The organism is Rhizobium sp. C4 (assembly GCF_021026315.1).
Taxonomy (GTDB): domain Bacteria; phylum Pseudomonadota; class Alphaproteobacteria; order Rhizobiales; family Rhizobiaceae; genus Ensifer_A.
This window is the reverse complement of sequence record NZ_JAJNCX010000001.1, coordinates 258958-276033: the sequence shown is the minus strand read 5'-3', so window position 1 is coordinate 276033 and position 17076 is coordinate 258958. Positions and strand designations below refer to the sequence as shown.

The window sequence follows — 17076 nt, the reverse complement described above, 5'->3', positions numbered from 1 at the left end:
ATCAGGGCTCTCCGGGACGAAAAACCAGGCGCAGCGACTTCCAGGCCGGGTAATCCTGCCGAAAGCGCGCGGCATTGTCGATCTTTGCGCATTCGCTGGCGGCGGCAAGCACCGCCGCAACCGTCGCCGAATGTCGCGCATCACCGCCGGGCGGATCGCCGAGCTGCGGCGGTCCGTCCAGATTGCCGTCGGGGCGGAAGTTCAGCAGAAGCGCAACAGCCGGGTAGGGCGGGGCATAGCCCTTTGGAGCCTGGAAACAGCGCCCGATCGCCGCCGACACGCCTCTGCTGACATCAGCAACAACGTCCTGTCCGGCAGCAGCACCCGTCAGGGCGCCGAGATGCAGCGCCATGACGAACAAGCTGAGCCGCAGGGCGATGCCCGGTATCATTTTTCGAGCCGCGCCAGCAGGGAGGATGTATCCCACCGATTGCCGCCCATGGCCTGCACGTCGCCATAGAACTGATCGACAAGAGCGGTCACCGGCAGCTTGGCGCCGTTGTTGCGCGCTTCCGAAAGCACGATACCGAGGTCCTTGCGCATCCAGTCGATGGCAAAGCCGAAGTCATAGCGGCCTTCGTTCATCGTCTTGTGGCGGTTTTCCATCTGCCAGGAGCCGGCCGCCCCCTTCGAGATGACCTCGATCACCTTCTCGATATCGAGACCGGCGCGCTTGCCGAAATGAATGCCCTCGGCAAGACCCTGTACGACACCGGCAATGCAGATCTGGTTGACCATCTTCGTCAGCTGGCCGGCGCCGGCAGGGCCCATCAGGCCCACCATGCGGGCATAGGCGGAGATGACGGGCTTGGATTTTTCGAACGTCGCTTCATCGCCACCGCACATGACGGTCAGAACCCCGTTTTCCGCGCCCGCCTGTCCACCGGACACCGGCGCATCGACGAAGCCGAGACCCTTTGCCTTGCAGGCCACCTCGAGTTCGCGCGCGACGTCCGCGGACGCCGTCGTGTTGTCGATGAGGACGGCGCCAGGCTTCATGCCGGCGATGCAGCCCTCGTCACCCAATGTCACCGACCGGAGATCATCGTCATTGCCGACGCAGGTGAAGACGAAATCCGCATCGCGCGCGGCCTCCGCAGGCGTCCGAAACGCTGAACCGCCAAACTGCGCCGCCCAGGCTTCGGCCTTCGAAAAGGTGCGGTTATAGACGGAAACATCATGCCCGCCCTTGGTCTTGAGATGTCCGGCCATGGGATAACCCATGACGCCGAGACCGATGAACGCGACTTTGGCCATGCGATGCGACTCCGATGCTCATTTTGTCAGGCCATTCTTGTAGAACATCGGCGGGCGAAATCAAATTGCCGCGCGGGGTATGACACTCGGTCAGTCGCCCTGTATCAGCGCGATCCCGCCGCCATCCATGTCGATGAGCGTCACGCCGCCATCTTCCAGCGCCTTGCGCAGCAGCGCCGGCGTCGAGCGGTGCACGGCATGGGCGTTCGCCTCGTAGTCCCTGACGGTGCCGCGTGAAACGGCCGCACGCTCTGCCAGATCGGCCTGCGTCCAATCGAGATAGGCACGCGCGGCGCGGCACATTTCCGGTGTCAAATTCATGTGTTTTCCGTCAGCATGCATACGGTTGAACTTCGCCGAAAAAATACCCATATCTGTCGATATCGATCAAATATATCATTTTTTATAGCTCGCGCCAAGAGGAGACGCCGATGCCACACGCAACACCCCTAATCTCAACCTTGGTCGGGGGCTTCGTGCTGGCTTTCATTCTGGGCGCAATCGCACATCGCTTCCGCCTGCCGCCGCTGGTCGGCTATCTGGTCGCGGGCATTCTCGTGGGCCCCTATACGCCCGGTTTCGTCGCCGACCAGAACCTTGCGCCGGAACTGGCCGAAATTGGCGTGATCCTGCTGATGTTCGGCGTCGGCCTTCATTTCTCGCTGAAGGACCTGATGTCGGTGCGCCTCATTGCCGTGCCGGGCGCCATCGTGCAGATCGGCTTCGCGACGCTGCTCGGCTGGGGCATGGGCTATCTGATGGGCTGGACGACCGGTGGCAGTCTCGTCTTCGGCCTCGCACTCTCCGTTGCCTCGACGGTGGTCTTGCTCAAGGCGCTTCAGGAGCGGCGCATGGTCGAGACGGAAAAGGGGCGCATTGCCGTCGGCTGGCTGATCGTGGAAGACCTTGCCATGGTGCTGGCGCTGGTCCTGATCCCCGCCGTCGCCTCGGTCGGCAGCGGCGAGCGCCTGAGTGATCCTCTCGCGGTCGCTCTCGTCGATAAGAGCGGCATCGATATCGGCATCGGCGGATTGATCGCGCTGACGTTGCTGAAAGTCGCGCTCTTTGTCGCCGTCATGCTCGTCTTCGGGCGCAAGGTCATCCCGGCCATCCTGCACCGCATCGCCCATTCGGGCTCGCGTGAGCTGTTCCGTCTCGGGGTTCTGGCGATAGCGCTCGGCGTTGCCTTCGGCGCGTCGCAGCTGTTCGGCGTCTCGCTGGCGCTCGGTGCATTCTTCGCCGGCATGGTGCTTTCCGAAAGCGAACTCTCTCACAGTGCAGCCCGTGAAAGCCTGCCGTTGCGCGACGCCTTCGCGGTTCTGTTCTTCGTGTCCGTCGGCATGCTGTTTGACCCGCATATCCTGGTCACGCAGCCGCTCGCCATCCTTGCCACCGTCTTCATCATCGTCATCGGCAAGTCGGCGGCGGCCTTCCTGATCGTCATCCTCTTCCGCAAGAGCGTGTCGACGGCGCTGACCATTTCGGCCAGTCTGGCGCAGATCGGCGAGTTCTCCTTCATTCTTGCCGAACTCGGTGTCGGCCTGAAACTGCTGCCGGAAGAGGGGCGTGACTTCATTCTCGCCGGTGCCATCATCTCGATCGTGCTGAACCCGCTGATGTTCTTCCTGACGGAGCGTCTGCGTCCCCGCTTCGAAGACGCGGCCGCCCGCCGCGCCGCCCGGAAGTCGCCGCAGACCGAGGCCGCCGCGCCCGTGGCCGAGGACGAAAAGGTCGAGACCTTTGAGGAGGATACGAGAACACCGGTCGCCCACGACGGCCACTGCGTTCTGGTGGGCTATGGCCGCGTCGGCCGCATCGTCGCCGCCAACCTCAAGACGGCCAAGATCCCCTTCGTGGTCATCGAAGAAGCCGACAGGCTCGTCAGCGATCTGCACGCCGAGGGCATCGATGCGATTGCCGGCCATGCCGCCTCGGCCGGGCTGCTGTCGCTTGCCAATATCGCCCGCGCACGAAGCCTGGTCGTGGCCATCCCCGATGCCTTCGAGGCCGGCAATATCGTCGAAAGCGCCAAGAAGATGAATGGGCGCCTGCTGGTTATCGCCCGCGCCCATTCGGACGCAGAGGTTGACTATCTCAGCAATCACGGCGCCGACACGGTGATCATGGGCGAGCGCGAAGTGGCCAACGGCATGCTCAAGCGCCTCGACCAGATCCTTCACTCGGATATGTCGGAACCCGGCCCGGTTGTCGGTTGAGGACGCGGCAGGCTGGATTCGAGCCAGCTGATGAAAGCCCGCTCGCTGGCGTTGAGGCGGGCAAAGTGGCGCGCCACCAGCCAGTAACGGCCGTAGTCCATAGTCAGGTCAAACGGTCTGACCAGCCGGCCTGATGCAATCTCGCCAGCTGCGAGAACGGTATCGGCGAGCGCGACGCCCTTGCCTGCCAATGCACTCTGCAGGACGATGCCATAGTCGGAAAAGACCGGGCCGCGGGTTTCGGCCTCCGGCACGACGCCCGCAAAGGCGAGCCAGCGGGTCCAGTGGTCGCGGCGCTCTTCATGCAGCATGGGATAGCGGAGCAGGTCGGCCGGTTGATCCAGTGCAGCGCCGTCGGCCAGCAGTTGCGGCGAGAGAACCGGGGTCATGGACACGGCATAAAGCAGTCGCGACTGCGTCCCCGGCCAGGAACCGTTGCCGGACGAATGGCGGATGGCGATGCGGGCCTTGCTGGTGCGCAGATCGATGACCTGCGGATCGGAATCCAGCGTCACCTCGATCTCGGGATGTTTCTGCTGGAAATCGGAAATATGCGCGCCAAGCCAGCCGGCGGCAAAGGCAGGCTCTGCACTGATGACAATCGCACGGCGCTGTGAGGCGGGAGCGATTGCATCAAGGGCCGCACTCATGCTGTCGAAAGCCGGTGTGAGCGCATGGATGAGGACGTGGCCTTGCTCGGTCAGCGTGACGGATCGATGATGCCGCTCGAAGAGGGTGGCCCCGATTGCGTCTTCCAGCTCGCGGATCTGCCGGCTGATCGCGGCCTGCGACACATGAAGCTCGTCGGCTGCCGCCGTGAAACTTGAGAGCCGTCCCGCAGCCTCAAAGCTGCGCAGCGCGGTCAGCGGCAGGCGTCCTCGCTTCATATCCCGACTTCCCATAACCTGATGTTATCAGAGCCGACATTAAACTCGTTTGAACGGCGAAGGCAAGTTGGATGGAATGCGTGTCAAAGGAGCATTCCATGCCAAACGCGGTGATCGAAATTCTACAGGCAACCATAGCGCAAATCACATTCCAGCCGCCGTCTGCAAAGACGGAGCGGGCTGCAGGTGAATTGAATCAAGACGGGCACCCTTTACCGGGGCGCCCGTCAATCCTTCAAAATTGGTCGATCCTTCAAAACTGGCCAATCCTTCAAAACTGGCTTGTCCGCTGGAGGATCGTCTTGCCGGCTATTCGCTCTTCAGCCGCGCCACCACGAGATGGCCGGGCGAGGGCTGGCCGTTCTCCATGCGGACATTGATATCCGTCATCGAGACAATGTCGAAACCGGTCGCCGCGAGGCGGTCGGTGACATAGCTCTGCGAATGCACGAAACGCTGGCTCGGGCCGACCTTGTAGCCCAGCGGGCCGATTTCGGCGTCCGACCGCGTCTCGGAAGAGAAGACAAACAGTCCGTTGTCTTCAAGATTTTCCGCCACGCCGAAGAACAGCGGCTCCAGCGCGCCGATATAGGGCAGCACGTCGGCTGCCGTCACGAGCGCGAACGGGCCGTCTTCGTTGTCATCGAGATAATCGACGCCTTCGGCCACATAGAGCGTTTCGTAGAAGTCTTTTTCGTGGGCGATCTCGACCATGTTTTCGGAGAGATCGAGCCCGACCATCTCGCCATTGACCATGTCGCGCAGCGATGCACCGGTGAGCCCCGTGCCACAGCCGAGATCGAGCAGGCTGTCGAACGGCCCGAGCTTGAGCTCCTGCAGCTTCTGGCGGATCATCACCGGGACGCAGTAGCCGAGCTGCTCGACGAGGATTTCCTCGAAGGCTTCGGCATGCTGGTCGAACAGCGTCTCGACATAGGCGTCGGGCGCCTTGATCGGCGTTTCGCCGCGGCCGAGCGCAGCCAGCCGCACGGAAGCCCCGCCGTGATCTTCGGGGTCGAGTGCCAGAACCTCTGCGTAAGCCTTTTCGGCCGCGTCGAGGTCGCCGGACTTTTCAAGTGCGAGCGCACGGTTATAGGCCTCTGCGAGGGCCTCTTCGTCGATTTTTGCGGGTGCTTTTGCCATGCGCCGCTTTTAGTGCGCGCTTTACATTCCCGCAACTCAATTATGATCGCTCAGTGAATGATGAATTCGCCTGACAGCGCTCTCCATTCGGTTGCCGAGATCAGTTTGCGGTGAACGTAGCGGACCGAATGCAGCGGCCCGTCCAGTTTCTCCCGCCAGAATTTCAGGAAGTTCTTCATTTCCGGAAAGTCCGGCGCAAGATCGTAGTGCTGCCAGAGATAGCTCTGCAGCACGCTCGGGTGGTCGGGCATCCTGTAGAGGATCTCGGCCGTGGTCAGTCCGTAGCCTTTGAGTTGCAGTTTCATTTCTTCGTTCATGACAACCCCATGTCGTTGATGACGAAATGATGACGCATCCAGTCTGCGCCTGGATGGTTAACTGCTCCTTAAGTGCTTGCTCCCTGTCAAAATATTGTCTTTTCGAATCAGATGATTAGCAGCCTCACAGGGAGGCTGCTGCCAGTCCGTCAACGTTTCAGGTGCCGGGTCAGCCGCGCTTCCAGCACGTTCCAGAGATTGCGCAGGATCTCGACGATGACGAGATAGAAGATCGCTGCCCACAGATAGGTCTGGTAGTCGAAGGTGCGCGAGAAGGCGTATTTCGTTTCGCCCATCAGGTCATAGACGGTGACGATCGCGACGATGGCCGAAGCCTTCACCATCAGGATGATCTCGTTGCCATAGGGGCGCAGCGCCACGATCAGCGCCTGCGGCATGATGATCTTCCAGAACGAGATCCGTTTGTTGATGCCAAGCGAAATGGCGGCCTCGCGCTGGCCGCGCGGCACGCTCTCGATGGCGCCGCGCAGGATTTCCGCCTGATAGGCGGCCGTGTTGAGTGCGAAGGCGAAGACCGCGCAGTTCCAGGCATCCTTGAAGAACCACCAGAGCCCGACAGACTCAAGCTGCGGCCTGAAGCTGCCGAGCCCGTAATAGATCAGGAACACCTGCGCCAGAAGCGGTGTGCCGCGGAAGAGGTAGACATAGACATAGGCGATGCCGGAGAGGATGCGGCTCTTCGACATCCGTGCGAAGGCAAGCGGAAACGAAATGATCGCCCCGCCAATGATCGACACGGCAACGAGGCCCAGCGTCACCTGCAGGCCGCTGATATAGCGGGGCCCGTATTTCGCAAATTTCTCCCAGTCCCAGTTGTTGAACATCATCAGGGCCATGCCGCCGAGCAGCAGGACCCACAGGAGTACAAACCCCATGCCGACAAGGCGCGTGCCGGTGATCGGCTGGGCGACGGCAGGTGGTGCCGGCTGCGGCGGAAGCAGCGTGTCGACATGGCTCATCGCGCGGCCTCCGAACGGCGCGCCCAGACTTCGATGCGCGAGAAGAACACGGACGAGATGATGGCAAGGATCAGGAAGAGCAGGCAGGCAATGCCGTAGAACAGGAACGGTTCCTTCGTCGATTTCGCTGCAACACCGGTTTCGCGAAGGATATCGCTGAGGCCGACCACCGAGACAAGGGCTGTGTCCTTGAGCAGTGACATCCAGAGATTTCCAAGCCCGGGCAGGGCGATCCGAATGAGCTGCGGAATGATGACGAGGACCATGGTCTTGCCGGAGCGAATGCCGAGTGCTGCACCTGCCTCATACTGTCCGCGCGGGATCGCCTGGAAGGCAGAGAGCAGCACTTCCGAGCAATAGGCGGAGAAGACGACGCTGAGCGCGATCATGCCGGCGAAGAAGGCATTGATCTCGATGCGTCCATCATACCCGAGTGCAGATAGCCCCGTCTGGATCAGGATCTGAAGGCCATAATACACGATGAAGAGTGTGAGCAGTTCCGGCAGGCCTCGGAAGATCGTGGTGTAGATGTTGGCTGCCATCCGCGCATAGGAATCCTCCGATCGCTTGCCCAATGCCACCAGAAAACCGAGCGCCAGACCGACAGGCAACGTGACAATGGCCAGACTTGCCGTCACGAAGACGCCGGAGGCGATCTCGTCGCCCCAGCCCGTGTCGCCGCATGAAAGCAGGCCCTTGCCCGCAAGGAGTGTGAAGACCCCGACCGGTCCGCAAAATGGATCTATGACATGCCCGATCATGGGCAAAAGATCGTTCATCCGGAATTTTCCCCTGCCGCTGCTTTGCAGCGATCTTGTTATTGAGCATGTCCAGGAAAATCAGAAGCCGGTTTTCCGTTCGGAAATGCGTATAAAGATACTCAAACAAAACGGGCGGAAGGACAAGCCTGCCGCCCGCTGAATTTTAGGCCGTCAACGATCACTTGCCGTAGACGTCGAAGTCGAAATACTTGTCCTGGATCTTCTTGTAGGTGCCGTCGGCGCGGATGGCGGCGATGGCCTTGTTGATCTTCTCGCGCAGTGCGTCGTCGCCCTTGCGCACGGCAATGCCGGCGCCTTCGCCGTTGATGACCTTGTCCGTCGGAAGCACGGTCAGGATCTTGCAGCAATCGCCGTCCTTGCTCTTCACCCACTGCGTCAGAACCACGACGTCGTCGATCACGGCATCGACGCGACCGGCGGCGACGTCGAGCTTGTACTCGTCGGAGGTCGGATAAAGCTTCAGCTTGGTGTCAGGCAGATGCTTTTCGGCATAGTTGGCATGTGTCGTGGAGGTCTGTGCACCGATCGTCTTGCCCTTCAGGTCGTCAGGCGTCTTGGCGGTGCTGTCCTTCGGAACGGCGATTGCCGGCGGCGTGTTGTAGATCTTGTCGGTGAAGTCGACGAGCTTCTTGCGCTCGTCGGTGATCGACATGGACGACAGGATCATGTCGAACTTCTTGGCCTGGAGGGCAGGGATGATGCCGTCCCATTCCTGGCTGACGAAGGTGCAGTCGGCCTTCATCTGGGCGCAGAGTGCGCGGCCGATATCCATGTCGAAGCCGAGGAACTGGCCACTGGCATCGAGATATTCGAAGGGCGGATAGGTCGAATCCGTACCGATGACGAGCTTGTCGGCGGCCTGCGATGCGCCGGCGAAAAGCGTCAGCGCCAGCGCTGCGGCGGTTGCGATCTTGCGGGAAAGAGCCATGTTGTCCTCTCTGTTGGTGGGCGCCGTTTGTTATGTCGTTGGACGCCGGATATCTGCGACGCCGGGTTGTGGGGGCATGTCTTGAGGCGTTGCCGCCCGGACGATGGCACGACCGGCCAGATGAAAACTTCCTTTCACCTTGCGCGTGATATTCGGACTCTTTCTGAAAAAAATGCAACAGGAATATGCGCGCCGCCCGCAAAATGCCGGTGCTTTCCCTGGCCGCGCGCGCCGTTCGAGGTGCTGCAAGATGAACGTGGTGTTCAGCACCGGTTCATGGCAACGGAATAGCTTTCGACATCAACTGGAACGAAAAGTGCCCCATTCACGTTCCAGGTTTGGAATCATCATACCGGCGAACAAAGGAACACCGATGAAAGCCAGGAAACACCTCCTCACCCATGTCTTCGTGTCGCTTGCAGCCTTGCCTGTCGCGATGCCACCGGCGTTCGCGGCCAATGTCCCCGCAATCGGCCAGGCAGCACAGATCCCGACGCAGGCTGGTCTCAATCTGCCGGCACATTTGAACCGTTCGGCCGCCGACATTCTCGTCGCGCAGGCCGAAGAGCCGAAGCCGGAGCCGCCTCCGGGCGAGGAGGGCAAGCCGAAGAAGAAGCCGGAAGCCCCGGCAGAAAAGCCGCCGGCCGAGCCGCCGAAGGCCGAAGCTCCCAAGGCCGAGCCTCCGAAGCCTGAGCCGCCCAAGCCTGAACCGCCGAAGCCCGAACCGCCGAAGCCGGAGCCGAAGGCTGAGGCTCCGAAACCTGCTGCTCCTGTAGCAGAGCCGCCGAAGGCTGAAGCGCCAAAGCCGGCCGCACCGAAGGCCGAAGCTCCGGCTCCCGAAGCCCCGAAGCCCGAAAAGAAGCGCCCGCCGGAGCCTGATGCCCAAGCAAAGCCCCCGGCCGAGAAGCCCGCTGCCGAGGCTCCCAAGCCTGCCGCCGAGCCGAAGCCTGAAAAGCCGGCCGCGGAGGCACCCAAGCCTGCGGAGACCAAGCCGGCCGAGCCTAAGCCCGCAGAGCCGAAGCCTGCCGAAAAGCCTGCCGCCGAAGCTCCTAAGCCGGCTGCGCCGGCCCCTGCCGAGCCCAAGCCGGAAGCCCCCAAGGCTGACGCCCCGAAGGCTCCGGCCGATGCGGCACCCGCTGCCAAGTCCGCCCCGGGTGCTGAAAAGCCGGTGAAGCCGGGCGAGCCCTCGAAGCCCGCCGCTGCAGGCGAAGCACCGGCGCCAGCTGGTGCCACCAAGGAGGCGCCTGCCGCCGTTGCACCGAATGGCCAGCAGGCTCCGGTGCTCGATAGCGCGAAGTCCGCCCCGGTCCTCGACAGTGCAAAGCCCGCACCGGGTGCTGCACCTGCCGCTCAGCCGAATGCCGCACAGCCACCGGCACCGGGTCAGCCCGCTGCGCCGCCAGCCCCTGGACAGGCACCTGCGACCTTGGCGCCGGCAGCGCCTGCCGGCCAGCCTGCGCCTGTCGGTGATCGCCGTCCGCCGCCACCGCCGCCGACGTCTGACGCCGATGCACAGGCTCCGCTGCGCAACGCGCCGCCCCCGCCGCCTCCGCCGCAGCTTGCGCCGAATTCGGCTGGCTGGGATCGTGGCCAGCGCATGCAGGCGCCGCCTCGCTATGACGCCCCCAGGGACGCCCAGGTTGAGGGCCGTGTAGACGGTCGTGACGTGCTCAGCATCCTCGGTCAGATGATCGTTCGGGGTGGTGATAGCGATCGCTTCAACCGCGGCGCCGAGGACTCGTATTTCGACCAGCTGCCGGGTGGCCGGACGCGTGAAACGATCGAGCGCCCCAACGGCGTGATGATCGTTACGATCCGCAACCGCTATGGCGATGTCATCCAGCGTTCGCGCATTGGCCGTGACGGTCGCGAGACGGTGCTCTTCTATGCCCCCGATCTCGAGCAGCGGCCGGACCGCGAACGGGTCTTCCGCGACCCGTCTCTCGACCTGCCGCCGATGCAGCTCGACATCCCCGTCGATGAATACATCATCGACACGTCGAGTGCCCGCAACCCGGACTATTACGACTTCCTGCGCGAGCCGCCGGTGGAACGGGTTGAACGCGTCTACTCGCTCGATGAGGTCCGCTATTCGGCCCGTATCCGCGACAAGATGCGCCGCATCGACCTCGACACGATCCACTTTGCCACCGGCAGCGCGGAAGTGTCGATGAACGAGGCGGGCTCGATGAAGCGGATTGCCCAGGCGATCAAGAAGATCATCGACAAGAACCCGGGCGAGACCTTCCTGATCGAAGGCCACACGGATGCCGTCGGCTCGGACCAGTCCAACCTGGTTCTCTCCGACCGCCGTGCCGAATCGGTCGCCGTGACGCTCTCCGAACTCTATGACATCCCGCCGGAAAACCTGGTCACCCAGGGTTACGGCGAGCGGTTCCTGAAGGTTCAGACCGCCGGTCCGTCCGAGGAAAACCGTCGTGTCACCATCCGGCGTATCACGCCACTCGTCCGTCCGGTCGCCAACCGCTAAACCGGCGTCCTAACGCCACAACAACGGAACCCGGCAGCGTCCTCGCTGCCGGGTTTTTCGTATCCGGTGCCCGCTTAATGGCTCCATGGTGTTGGAGTTCGGGCGTGTCTCTCCAGCATTGCGCTTGATGCCTGCTGTCGCTCATCACAGCCGAAGTTCGATGACCCGCACCCCAAATAAGATAACGAATGCGATCGTCAGGTTTGCTTTCCATGAGGGTGACGTCGCAGGTTCGCCCGGAGGTCAATGAAAAGTGGGGACGGATAGGAGGCGCGCTTCAGGACTTGCAGCATCCGCAGGCCAGGAGGCGGCGCCATTGCCGGAAGGTCCTGTCGATTAGGGATAGATGGCGCTTGGCCCGTATCGTCCGTGCGCCGTTGTTGAATGTCGTGCGCGAGCATCCCCCACGGCGGTACCGAACGACGCGTTCCAGCCATCGTTGACCATCATGCTCCAGAACGAAAAACCCCGGCAGCGGATCCGCTGCCGGGGTTTCTTGTTTCCGTAACCGGAGAGCCGGGCTTAGCGCAGGCGACCGGCGGCGTGGGCGAGCATGGTGTAGACCTTGCCCGTGTCCGAGGTCAGGTAGGACTGCGTGATCGTCTTGTCCGGATCGTTGCGGGCAACGTCTGCCAGCAGGTTTTCGAAGTCTGCGATGTAGCGGTCGACGGCGGCGCGGAACTCGCCTTCACGCTCATACTTGTGCTTGATTTCGTCGAACGTTTCCTGGCCCTTCAGCGTGTAGAGGCGACGCGTGAAGATGTCGCGCTCGCCGCGCTGGTAACGACGCCACAGGTCGACCGAGGCATCGTGATCGATGGCGCGGGCGATATCGACCGACAGCGAATTCAGGCTCTCGACGACATGGCGCGGGTTGCGGGCAACCGGTGCCGGCTGTGCGGCGCGACGCTCGAACTGGGCTTCCTCGCGGGACGCGCCCTTGAGGAGATCGCTGATCCAGCCGCCCTGCTGCGAAGCCTGCTGCGGCTGGGCAGCGCGCGGAGCCGGGGCATCCATGACGGCTGCGGCCTGGCGAGCGACCGGGGCTTCCTGGCGGACCGGCTGAGCCGGAGCCGGGGCAGGCTGGTAGGCCGGCTGCGGCTGGTAGGCGGGGGCTGCTGCCGTGGCAACGGCTGCTGCCGGGCGCGACACGGTCGACAGTTCCTGACCGCGCGAGATGATGCGGGACAGGTCCTGCAGGGCCTTGATCTGCTCGGAGACGGCCTTGCGCATGTTGGCAGCGCTTTCCTTGGCCTCTTCCGGAAGGTCGAAGGCGCCGCGCTTGACTTCGGCGCGGGTCATGTCGAGCTCGCGGCGGATGTCGGTCGCGGCCTTGCGGACTTCTTCGGTCGCGCCAGAGAAGCGACCAACGGCCTCTTCGACGGCGGACTTCATGGCGTCGCGCATGCGCTGGCTGGTGGCCTCCGACTTCAAGCCGGTTTCGGCCAGCAGGCGGTCGATGTCGGACACGGTGCCGGTGATGCCGCCGCGCAGGCTTGCGGCGATCTCGTTGGCGCGGCGTTCGGCCTGGCTGAGAGCACCCTCGAGCGTGCGGCCGGCTTCTGCCGTGGCTTCGGTCAGCGACTGGCGAAGCGTCTGGGCGGCTTCCTGCGAGCGCATTTCTGCGGCCGAGAGAACGCGGTCGGCATCGGCATAGGAGCTTGCGAGGCTGGAGCGAAGGTTGGTGGCGATATGGCCCGTCCGCTCTTCGACTTCCGCCATGGCATCGCCGACGAGGGCGCCGAGCGAGCGCATGGTGCGTTCGATTTCTTCCGAACGACCGATGAGGCCGATCGAGAGGTCGCGCAGGGCCGACTGGCGCTCTTCCAGCGTCGAGGCGAGGTTCGACTGGGCAGCCGAAACAAGCTCGGAGGCCTGGCTGAGCACACGGGCATGATCGTCGAAGCGGCCGGAAATGCCGGCGATCTGGCCGAGCGTGTTGTTTGACAGATCGACGAGCTTCTCGGACTTGCCTTCAAGAAGGCGCGTCGCCGCGGTCATGACGTCCGCAGCCTTGGCTGCCTCCGTGCCGATGCGGCTTGCGGTCTGGTCGAGACGGCTGTCGGCAGCCGACAGCGTCGTTGCCGACACGTCGAGGACTTCTGCGAGGTTGCGGTTCGAGGCCTGCAGCTGCGTGATGAGGCTGGAGACGTTGTCGCGCAGGCTCGTTTCGGTGGCGTTGAGCGCCTCCGTCGTTTCGGCTGCGCGCTGGCCGATCGCGTCAAGTGCTTCGCCGGTCCGCGAGGTGAGGGCGGCGATGAGTGCGTCGTTCTCCTTGCGGATCTGTGTGGCGCTGTTCTCGGCGGCGCTGGAGATCCGGGCCGCGGCCGTGGCACTGGCATTGGCCAGAAGGTCCGCTGCCGGCTGTGCGCGCGTTTCGATCAGCTTCGACATCTCTTCGGCGCGGCCGGCGAGCATGGAGTTCAGCTCGCGGGTGCGCTCGTCGAGCGTCGTGCGGATCGTCTCGTGGCGAGCGGCGAGTGCACGTTCGGCATCGCTGAGGCCGCGGGCCATGGCTTCGCCACGCTGTGCGAGTTCCTGGTCGGCGTGGGCGATGCGACCGGTGAGCTCGTCGGCACGCTGTGCCGCCTGGCTCGCCAGTTCTTCTGCCCGTGCTGCAGCCAGCTGCGCCAGCTCTTCTGCGCGTGCCGCCGTTTCGCTGGTGAAGCGGTTGGTGGACTCGGCGAGGTTGGACGTGACCTTGTAGGCTTCCTGACCGATGATGTTGGTGACTTCGGTGGCTGCCGCAGAAAGCGACGACACGAGGCCGGAGGTCTTCTGGTCGATGGTCGTGGCAAGACGCTCCCCTGCCTCGTTGGCAAGGTTGGCAACGTTCTCGCTGGTGGTGCGCACGCGACCTTCGAGAGCGGTGAGCGAGGTCTCGATCTTGCTGCCGGAATCTTCCAGATGCGAGGAGATGTTGCCGAGGGCTGCGTCCATCCGGCCGCTGACCGTCGAGGCCAGCTGGTCGATTTCGCGGGCGGCATCCGAGAAGCGGCCGGCAACGGCGCCGGTGGTGCCGATCACGGTGTCGTTGAGGCGCGCAGCGCTCAGTTCGACGGCGTCGCGCAGCGCAGCTTCACGCTCTTCCAGCGACATTTCCAGCATGCCGGTCGCAGCCGCGATCGATGCGCCGATGGCGGTCGCCTGTTCGTTGAGCGTGTCGCCGAGCTGGCCGATGCCGTTCGAGATCGTGTCGGCAATGTTGCCATGGCTTGCCGAGAACATGCGGCTCATCTCGTTGATGCCCGAGTTCACGGTGATGTCGAACTGCGCATGGCCGCCCTGCAGCATGGCCGCAAACCGGTCCTGACCATTGCTGATCGTGCCGGACAACGCGTCTTCGTGGCTGCGCAGAACGCCTTCGAGATTGTCGATATTGGCGGACATCGTCTGGGCCGAAACGGCAACCGTCTGCGACAGCAGGTCTTCCGCCTTGGCGTGGCCGGCGGTGAAGATCGTGGCGGTCTTTTCGAGGTTGTCGGTGAACATCGCCTCTGCCTGGTCGATGCTGCTCTTGATCGCCGATGCGGTCTGGTCGAGGCCGGAGGTGAAGAGCGTTTCGGTCCGCTTCATGGTCGACTCGAAGCGGGTAACCGCCTCGCTCGAACCTTCGGCAAAGGCCGAGTTGACGCGTTCCAGGCCTGCCTCGATCGCGCCGGCGGCGCGGCCGGTGCTTTCGGCAAACGTCGTCTCCATGCTGGCGATACGATCGTCGAGCGTGCTGCGCAGCGTGTCGGAGGCAATGCCGATCGAAAGCTGCAGGCTGGCTTCGCCTTCATCCAGTGCGCCGGCAATGCTGTCTGCGCCACGGGTGATGACGGTTTCGATGGAGTTGCGGCGCTCTTCGAAGGCGCGGTCGAAGGCTTCCTCATGCGCCATCAGCGAGTTGGAAAGCTGCGACGTGCCTTCGGTCATGATGGTGGCAATGCGTTCTTCGCCGCCGACCAGCGCTTCCTCCAGCGAGGCAGCGCGCGTGTTGAACTCGCTGCTGAACTGGTTGCGCGCCTCGTCGAGGCCGGTGAAGATCCGTTCCTGTCCCTGCGAAAGAGCGGTCTCGAGCGATGCCGCGCGGGTGCTGAATTCGGAGGTGAACTGGTCGCGTGCCTGTTCGAGACCACCGAAGAGGGAGCTCGAACGCTCGGCCAGAACATTGTCGATCCGGATGTGAACGTCGTTGACCGACTGGCTGAGCGACTGGCTGTGCTGGCTGATCGTGCTGTCGATCATCTCCTGGCCGGTGCTGAGCGTCGTGGCAAGAGCGAAGGTCTGGTCGGAGAGGGCGGAGCTCAGGCGCTCGATGCTGGTGCCGAGCAGGCCCTGCATGGCGTCCTGATGCGTGCCGACCGTGGAGGTGACGCGGTCGAGGCTGTCGTTCAGCTTCGAGCCAAGCTCGCCGGCACGGCGATCGAAGGCTTCGCTGAAGGCCGAGAAGCGATCGTCGAAGGCGGCGCTGACACTGCCGATCGTCGATTCGAGCTTCTCTTCGAAGAAGCCGGTGCGCAGGTCCATATCCATGACCGCTTCGTCGGCCGCAGACTTGAGGTTCTGGCGGAAGGACGCGCCCTTTTCGTCAAGAGCGGTGTTGAGCGATGCAATGAGGTCGTCGAGACCCGTGACGATGGCGCTCTGGCCGACGGCGAGGCTGTCGTTGATTTCCTGCGTGCGGGCAATCAGCGTTTCGTTGAGCTGGCGCGTGCGTTCGGCCAGAGCCGCATTCAGCTTCGACGTATTCTGGTCGAGCGTGGAGGCGCGCGTTTCGAACTGCGACAGAAGCTCGTTGCCGCGGTTGGTGAGCGCGAAGCTCAGCTCTTCAAGTCGCGTGTCGAATTCGTTGGCGAGTGCAAAGCCTGCCGAATTCAGCGTCGAAAGCAGCGTGTCCGACTGCGTGGCGAGCATGGAGCCGATCGTGCTGGCCGCCGTTTCCGACTTCTCCATGAGCAGGGCGGAGCGCGTGTCGATCATCGAGGCGAAAGCTTCGCCGGTGATTGCCATCTGTGCGGTGAGTGATTCGGTCGCGCCTCGCATGTCGGAGGCAAGGCTGTCATGTGCGCCGGAAATGGACGAGCGGAGGCGCTCGGAGTGATTGATGATTGCTTCGCGTTCGGAGCTGAGTTCGTTGACGAGGGTGCGGACGCGCACTTCGTTTTCCGAATAGCTGCGCTCCAGCGCATTGACCTCGGAATGGACGAGCGTTTCGAGTTCGGTGGCGCGTGCAATCGTGCGCTCGATGCCTTCGCTCATGGCCGAGACTTCACGGCGAACGGCCTGGCCGATCGTCATGATACGCTGCGAGGCCATGGTTTCCGGTTCGCTGAGGCGGAGTGCAACTTCTGCCATGGAACGGGCGGCCGAGCGCATTTCCTGGGCGCGGGCCAGAATGAGGCCGAAGCCGATGATGAGGAGAACCGGGACAATGACAATGCCGGCCAGCGTCAGGAATCCGGGGCTTGTCAGCGTGCTGGCGACATTTTCGGTGCCGGCCTTCGGCGTCGAAAGCGCCAGATAGCCGAGCGCGATCGAAATGACGATCCAGATGAAGGCAAAGAGGATGGCGCTGCGAATCACGGTGCGCCCGGCACGGGTGTCGAGCGAGCGCAGCAGCGATGTGGAGGTCCGACCCGAAGGATCGTTGGCCGGTGCCAGATAAGGCGATTTGGGAGCAGGTTCAGGACCGAGTTCGCGTGCGAAATCAGGCCGTGCTTCAGATGCGGACTCGGCACTCATGGCTCTTGCAGCTCTCCCATCACCCGGACGCGCATAATTGCTCGCCGGCTGCGAAGCGGCCTTCGGCTTGGCGGTATCGTCAAAGTCGATCTGGAGGGCTTTCTCCAAAGCGTCAAACGCAGCCTGTTCAACAGGTTCGTTGCCCTTTTTTGTCGCCATGCTTTTTACGCCTCGTTACGCACTCTACTCGATGACGGGAAGGGAGGCTGTCGCATCCCGTACCGTCAAGCCTTGCACAAGCTCGGATGAATAGACCTTTCTTGTCTTCGGGTTAACCCGCATGACCTGATCTATCCACCAGAACCTGACTTCGCAGTCAGGCCCGTCGCGCATACTATCATGCGCGCC

At 63.0% G+C, this 17076-nt stretch carries 12 protein-coding genes; 2 read left to right on the top strand and 10 right to left on the bottom strand.

Translation table 11 applies throughout. The features are described from left to right. Position 1: 1 nt before the first annotated feature. The 3 genes from LQK84_RS01255 to LQK84_RS01245 form a co-directional block, all read right to left on the bottom strand. Positions 2 to 391: a hypothetical protein gene (locus LQK84_RS01255; protein ID WP_230826786.1), complete on the bottom strand. Its 390-nt coding sequence runs from the start codon at positions 389 to 391 to the stop codon at positions 2 to 4. Continuing rightward, positions 388 to 1257: an NAD(P)-dependent oxidoreductase gene (locus LQK84_RS01250; RefSeq protein ID WP_230826785.1), complete on the bottom strand. Its 870-nt coding sequence runs from the start codon at positions 1255 to 1257 to the stop codon at positions 388 to 390. The genes LQK84_RS01255 and LQK84_RS01250 overlap by 4 nt, the downstream gene beginning before the upstream one ends. A gap of 90 nt (positions 1258 to 1347) precedes the next feature. Further along, on the bottom strand, positions 1348 to 1578 hold the full coding sequence (locus tag LQK84_RS01245; protein ID WP_230826784.1) for a helix-turn-helix domain-containing protein: 231 nt from the start codon (positions 1576 to 1578) through the stop codon (positions 1348 to 1350). A gap of 110 nt (positions 1579 to 1688) precedes the next feature. On the opposite strand from LQK84_RS01245, the gene ybaL reads away from it, so the two are divergent. Then, positions 1689 to 3473 carry a YbaL family putative K(+) efflux transporter gene (ybaL, locus tag LQK84_RS01240; RefSeq protein WP_230826783.1) on the top strand — a complete coding sequence of 595 codons (1785 nt, stop codon included), beginning with the start codon at positions 1689 to 1691 and terminating at the stop codon, positions 3471 to 3473. Here ybaL and LQK84_RS01235 read toward each other — a convergent pair. The 6 genes from LQK84_RS01235 to LQK84_RS01210 form a co-directional block, all read right to left on the bottom strand. Then, a complete protein-coding gene (locus LQK84_RS01235; protein WP_230826782.1) occupies positions 3434 to 4360 on the bottom strand; it encodes a LysR substrate-binding domain-containing protein in 927 nt (308 codons plus the stop codon). The two genes, ybaL and LQK84_RS01235, sit on opposite strands and share 40 nt — an antisense overlap. 309 nt (positions 4361 to 4669) lie before the next feature. After that, positions 4670 to 5503 (bottom strand): class I SAM-dependent DNA methyltransferase, encoded by an 834-nt coding sequence (locus tag LQK84_RS01230; RefSeq protein WP_230826781.1) that lies wholly within the window; start codon positions 5501 to 5503, stop codon positions 4670 to 4672. A 50-nt stretch (positions 5504 to 5553) separates the two neighbouring features. After that, positions 5554 to 5820 carry an usg protein gene (locus LQK84_RS01225; protein WP_230826780.1) on the bottom strand — a complete coding sequence of 89 codons (267 nt, stop codon included), beginning with the start codon at positions 5818 to 5820 and terminating at the stop codon, positions 5554 to 5556. 149 nt (positions 5821 to 5969) lie between these two features. Continuing rightward, positions 5970 to 6800: an ABC transporter permease gene (locus LQK84_RS01220; RefSeq protein ID WP_230826779.1), complete on the bottom strand. Its 831-nt coding sequence runs from the start codon at positions 6798 to 6800 to the stop codon at positions 5970 to 5972. Continuing rightward, positions 6797 to 7579: an ABC transporter permease gene (locus LQK84_RS01215; RefSeq protein ID WP_230826778.1), complete on the bottom strand. Its 783-nt coding sequence runs from the start codon at positions 7577 to 7579 to the stop codon at positions 6797 to 6799. The genes LQK84_RS01220 and LQK84_RS01215 overlap by 4 nt, the downstream gene beginning before the upstream one ends. Positions 7580 to 7739: 160 nt before the next feature. After that, positions 7740 to 8510, bottom strand: coding sequence for a lysine/arginine/ornithine ABC transporter substrate-binding protein (locus LQK84_RS01210; protein ID WP_230826777.1), 771 nt, complete (start codon positions 8508 to 8510; stop codon positions 7740 to 7742). A gap of 373 nt (positions 8511 to 8883) precedes the next feature. On the opposite strand from LQK84_RS01210, the gene LQK84_RS01205 reads away from it, so the two are divergent. Beyond that, entirely contained in the window at positions 8884 to 11001 is a 2118-nt protein-coding gene (locus LQK84_RS01205) for an OmpA family protein (protein WP_230826776.1), read from the top strand. A 522-nt stretch (positions 11002 to 11523) separates the two neighbouring features. Here LQK84_RS01205 and LQK84_RS01200 read toward each other — a convergent pair. Beyond that, the gene (locus LQK84_RS01200) at positions 11524 to 16887 is read right to left on the bottom strand and encodes a kinesin (RefSeq protein ID WP_230826775.1); all 5364 of its coding nucleotides are present in this window, start codon (positions 16885 to 16887) and stop codon (positions 11524 to 11526) included. Positions 16888 to 17076 lie beyond the last annotated feature (189 nt).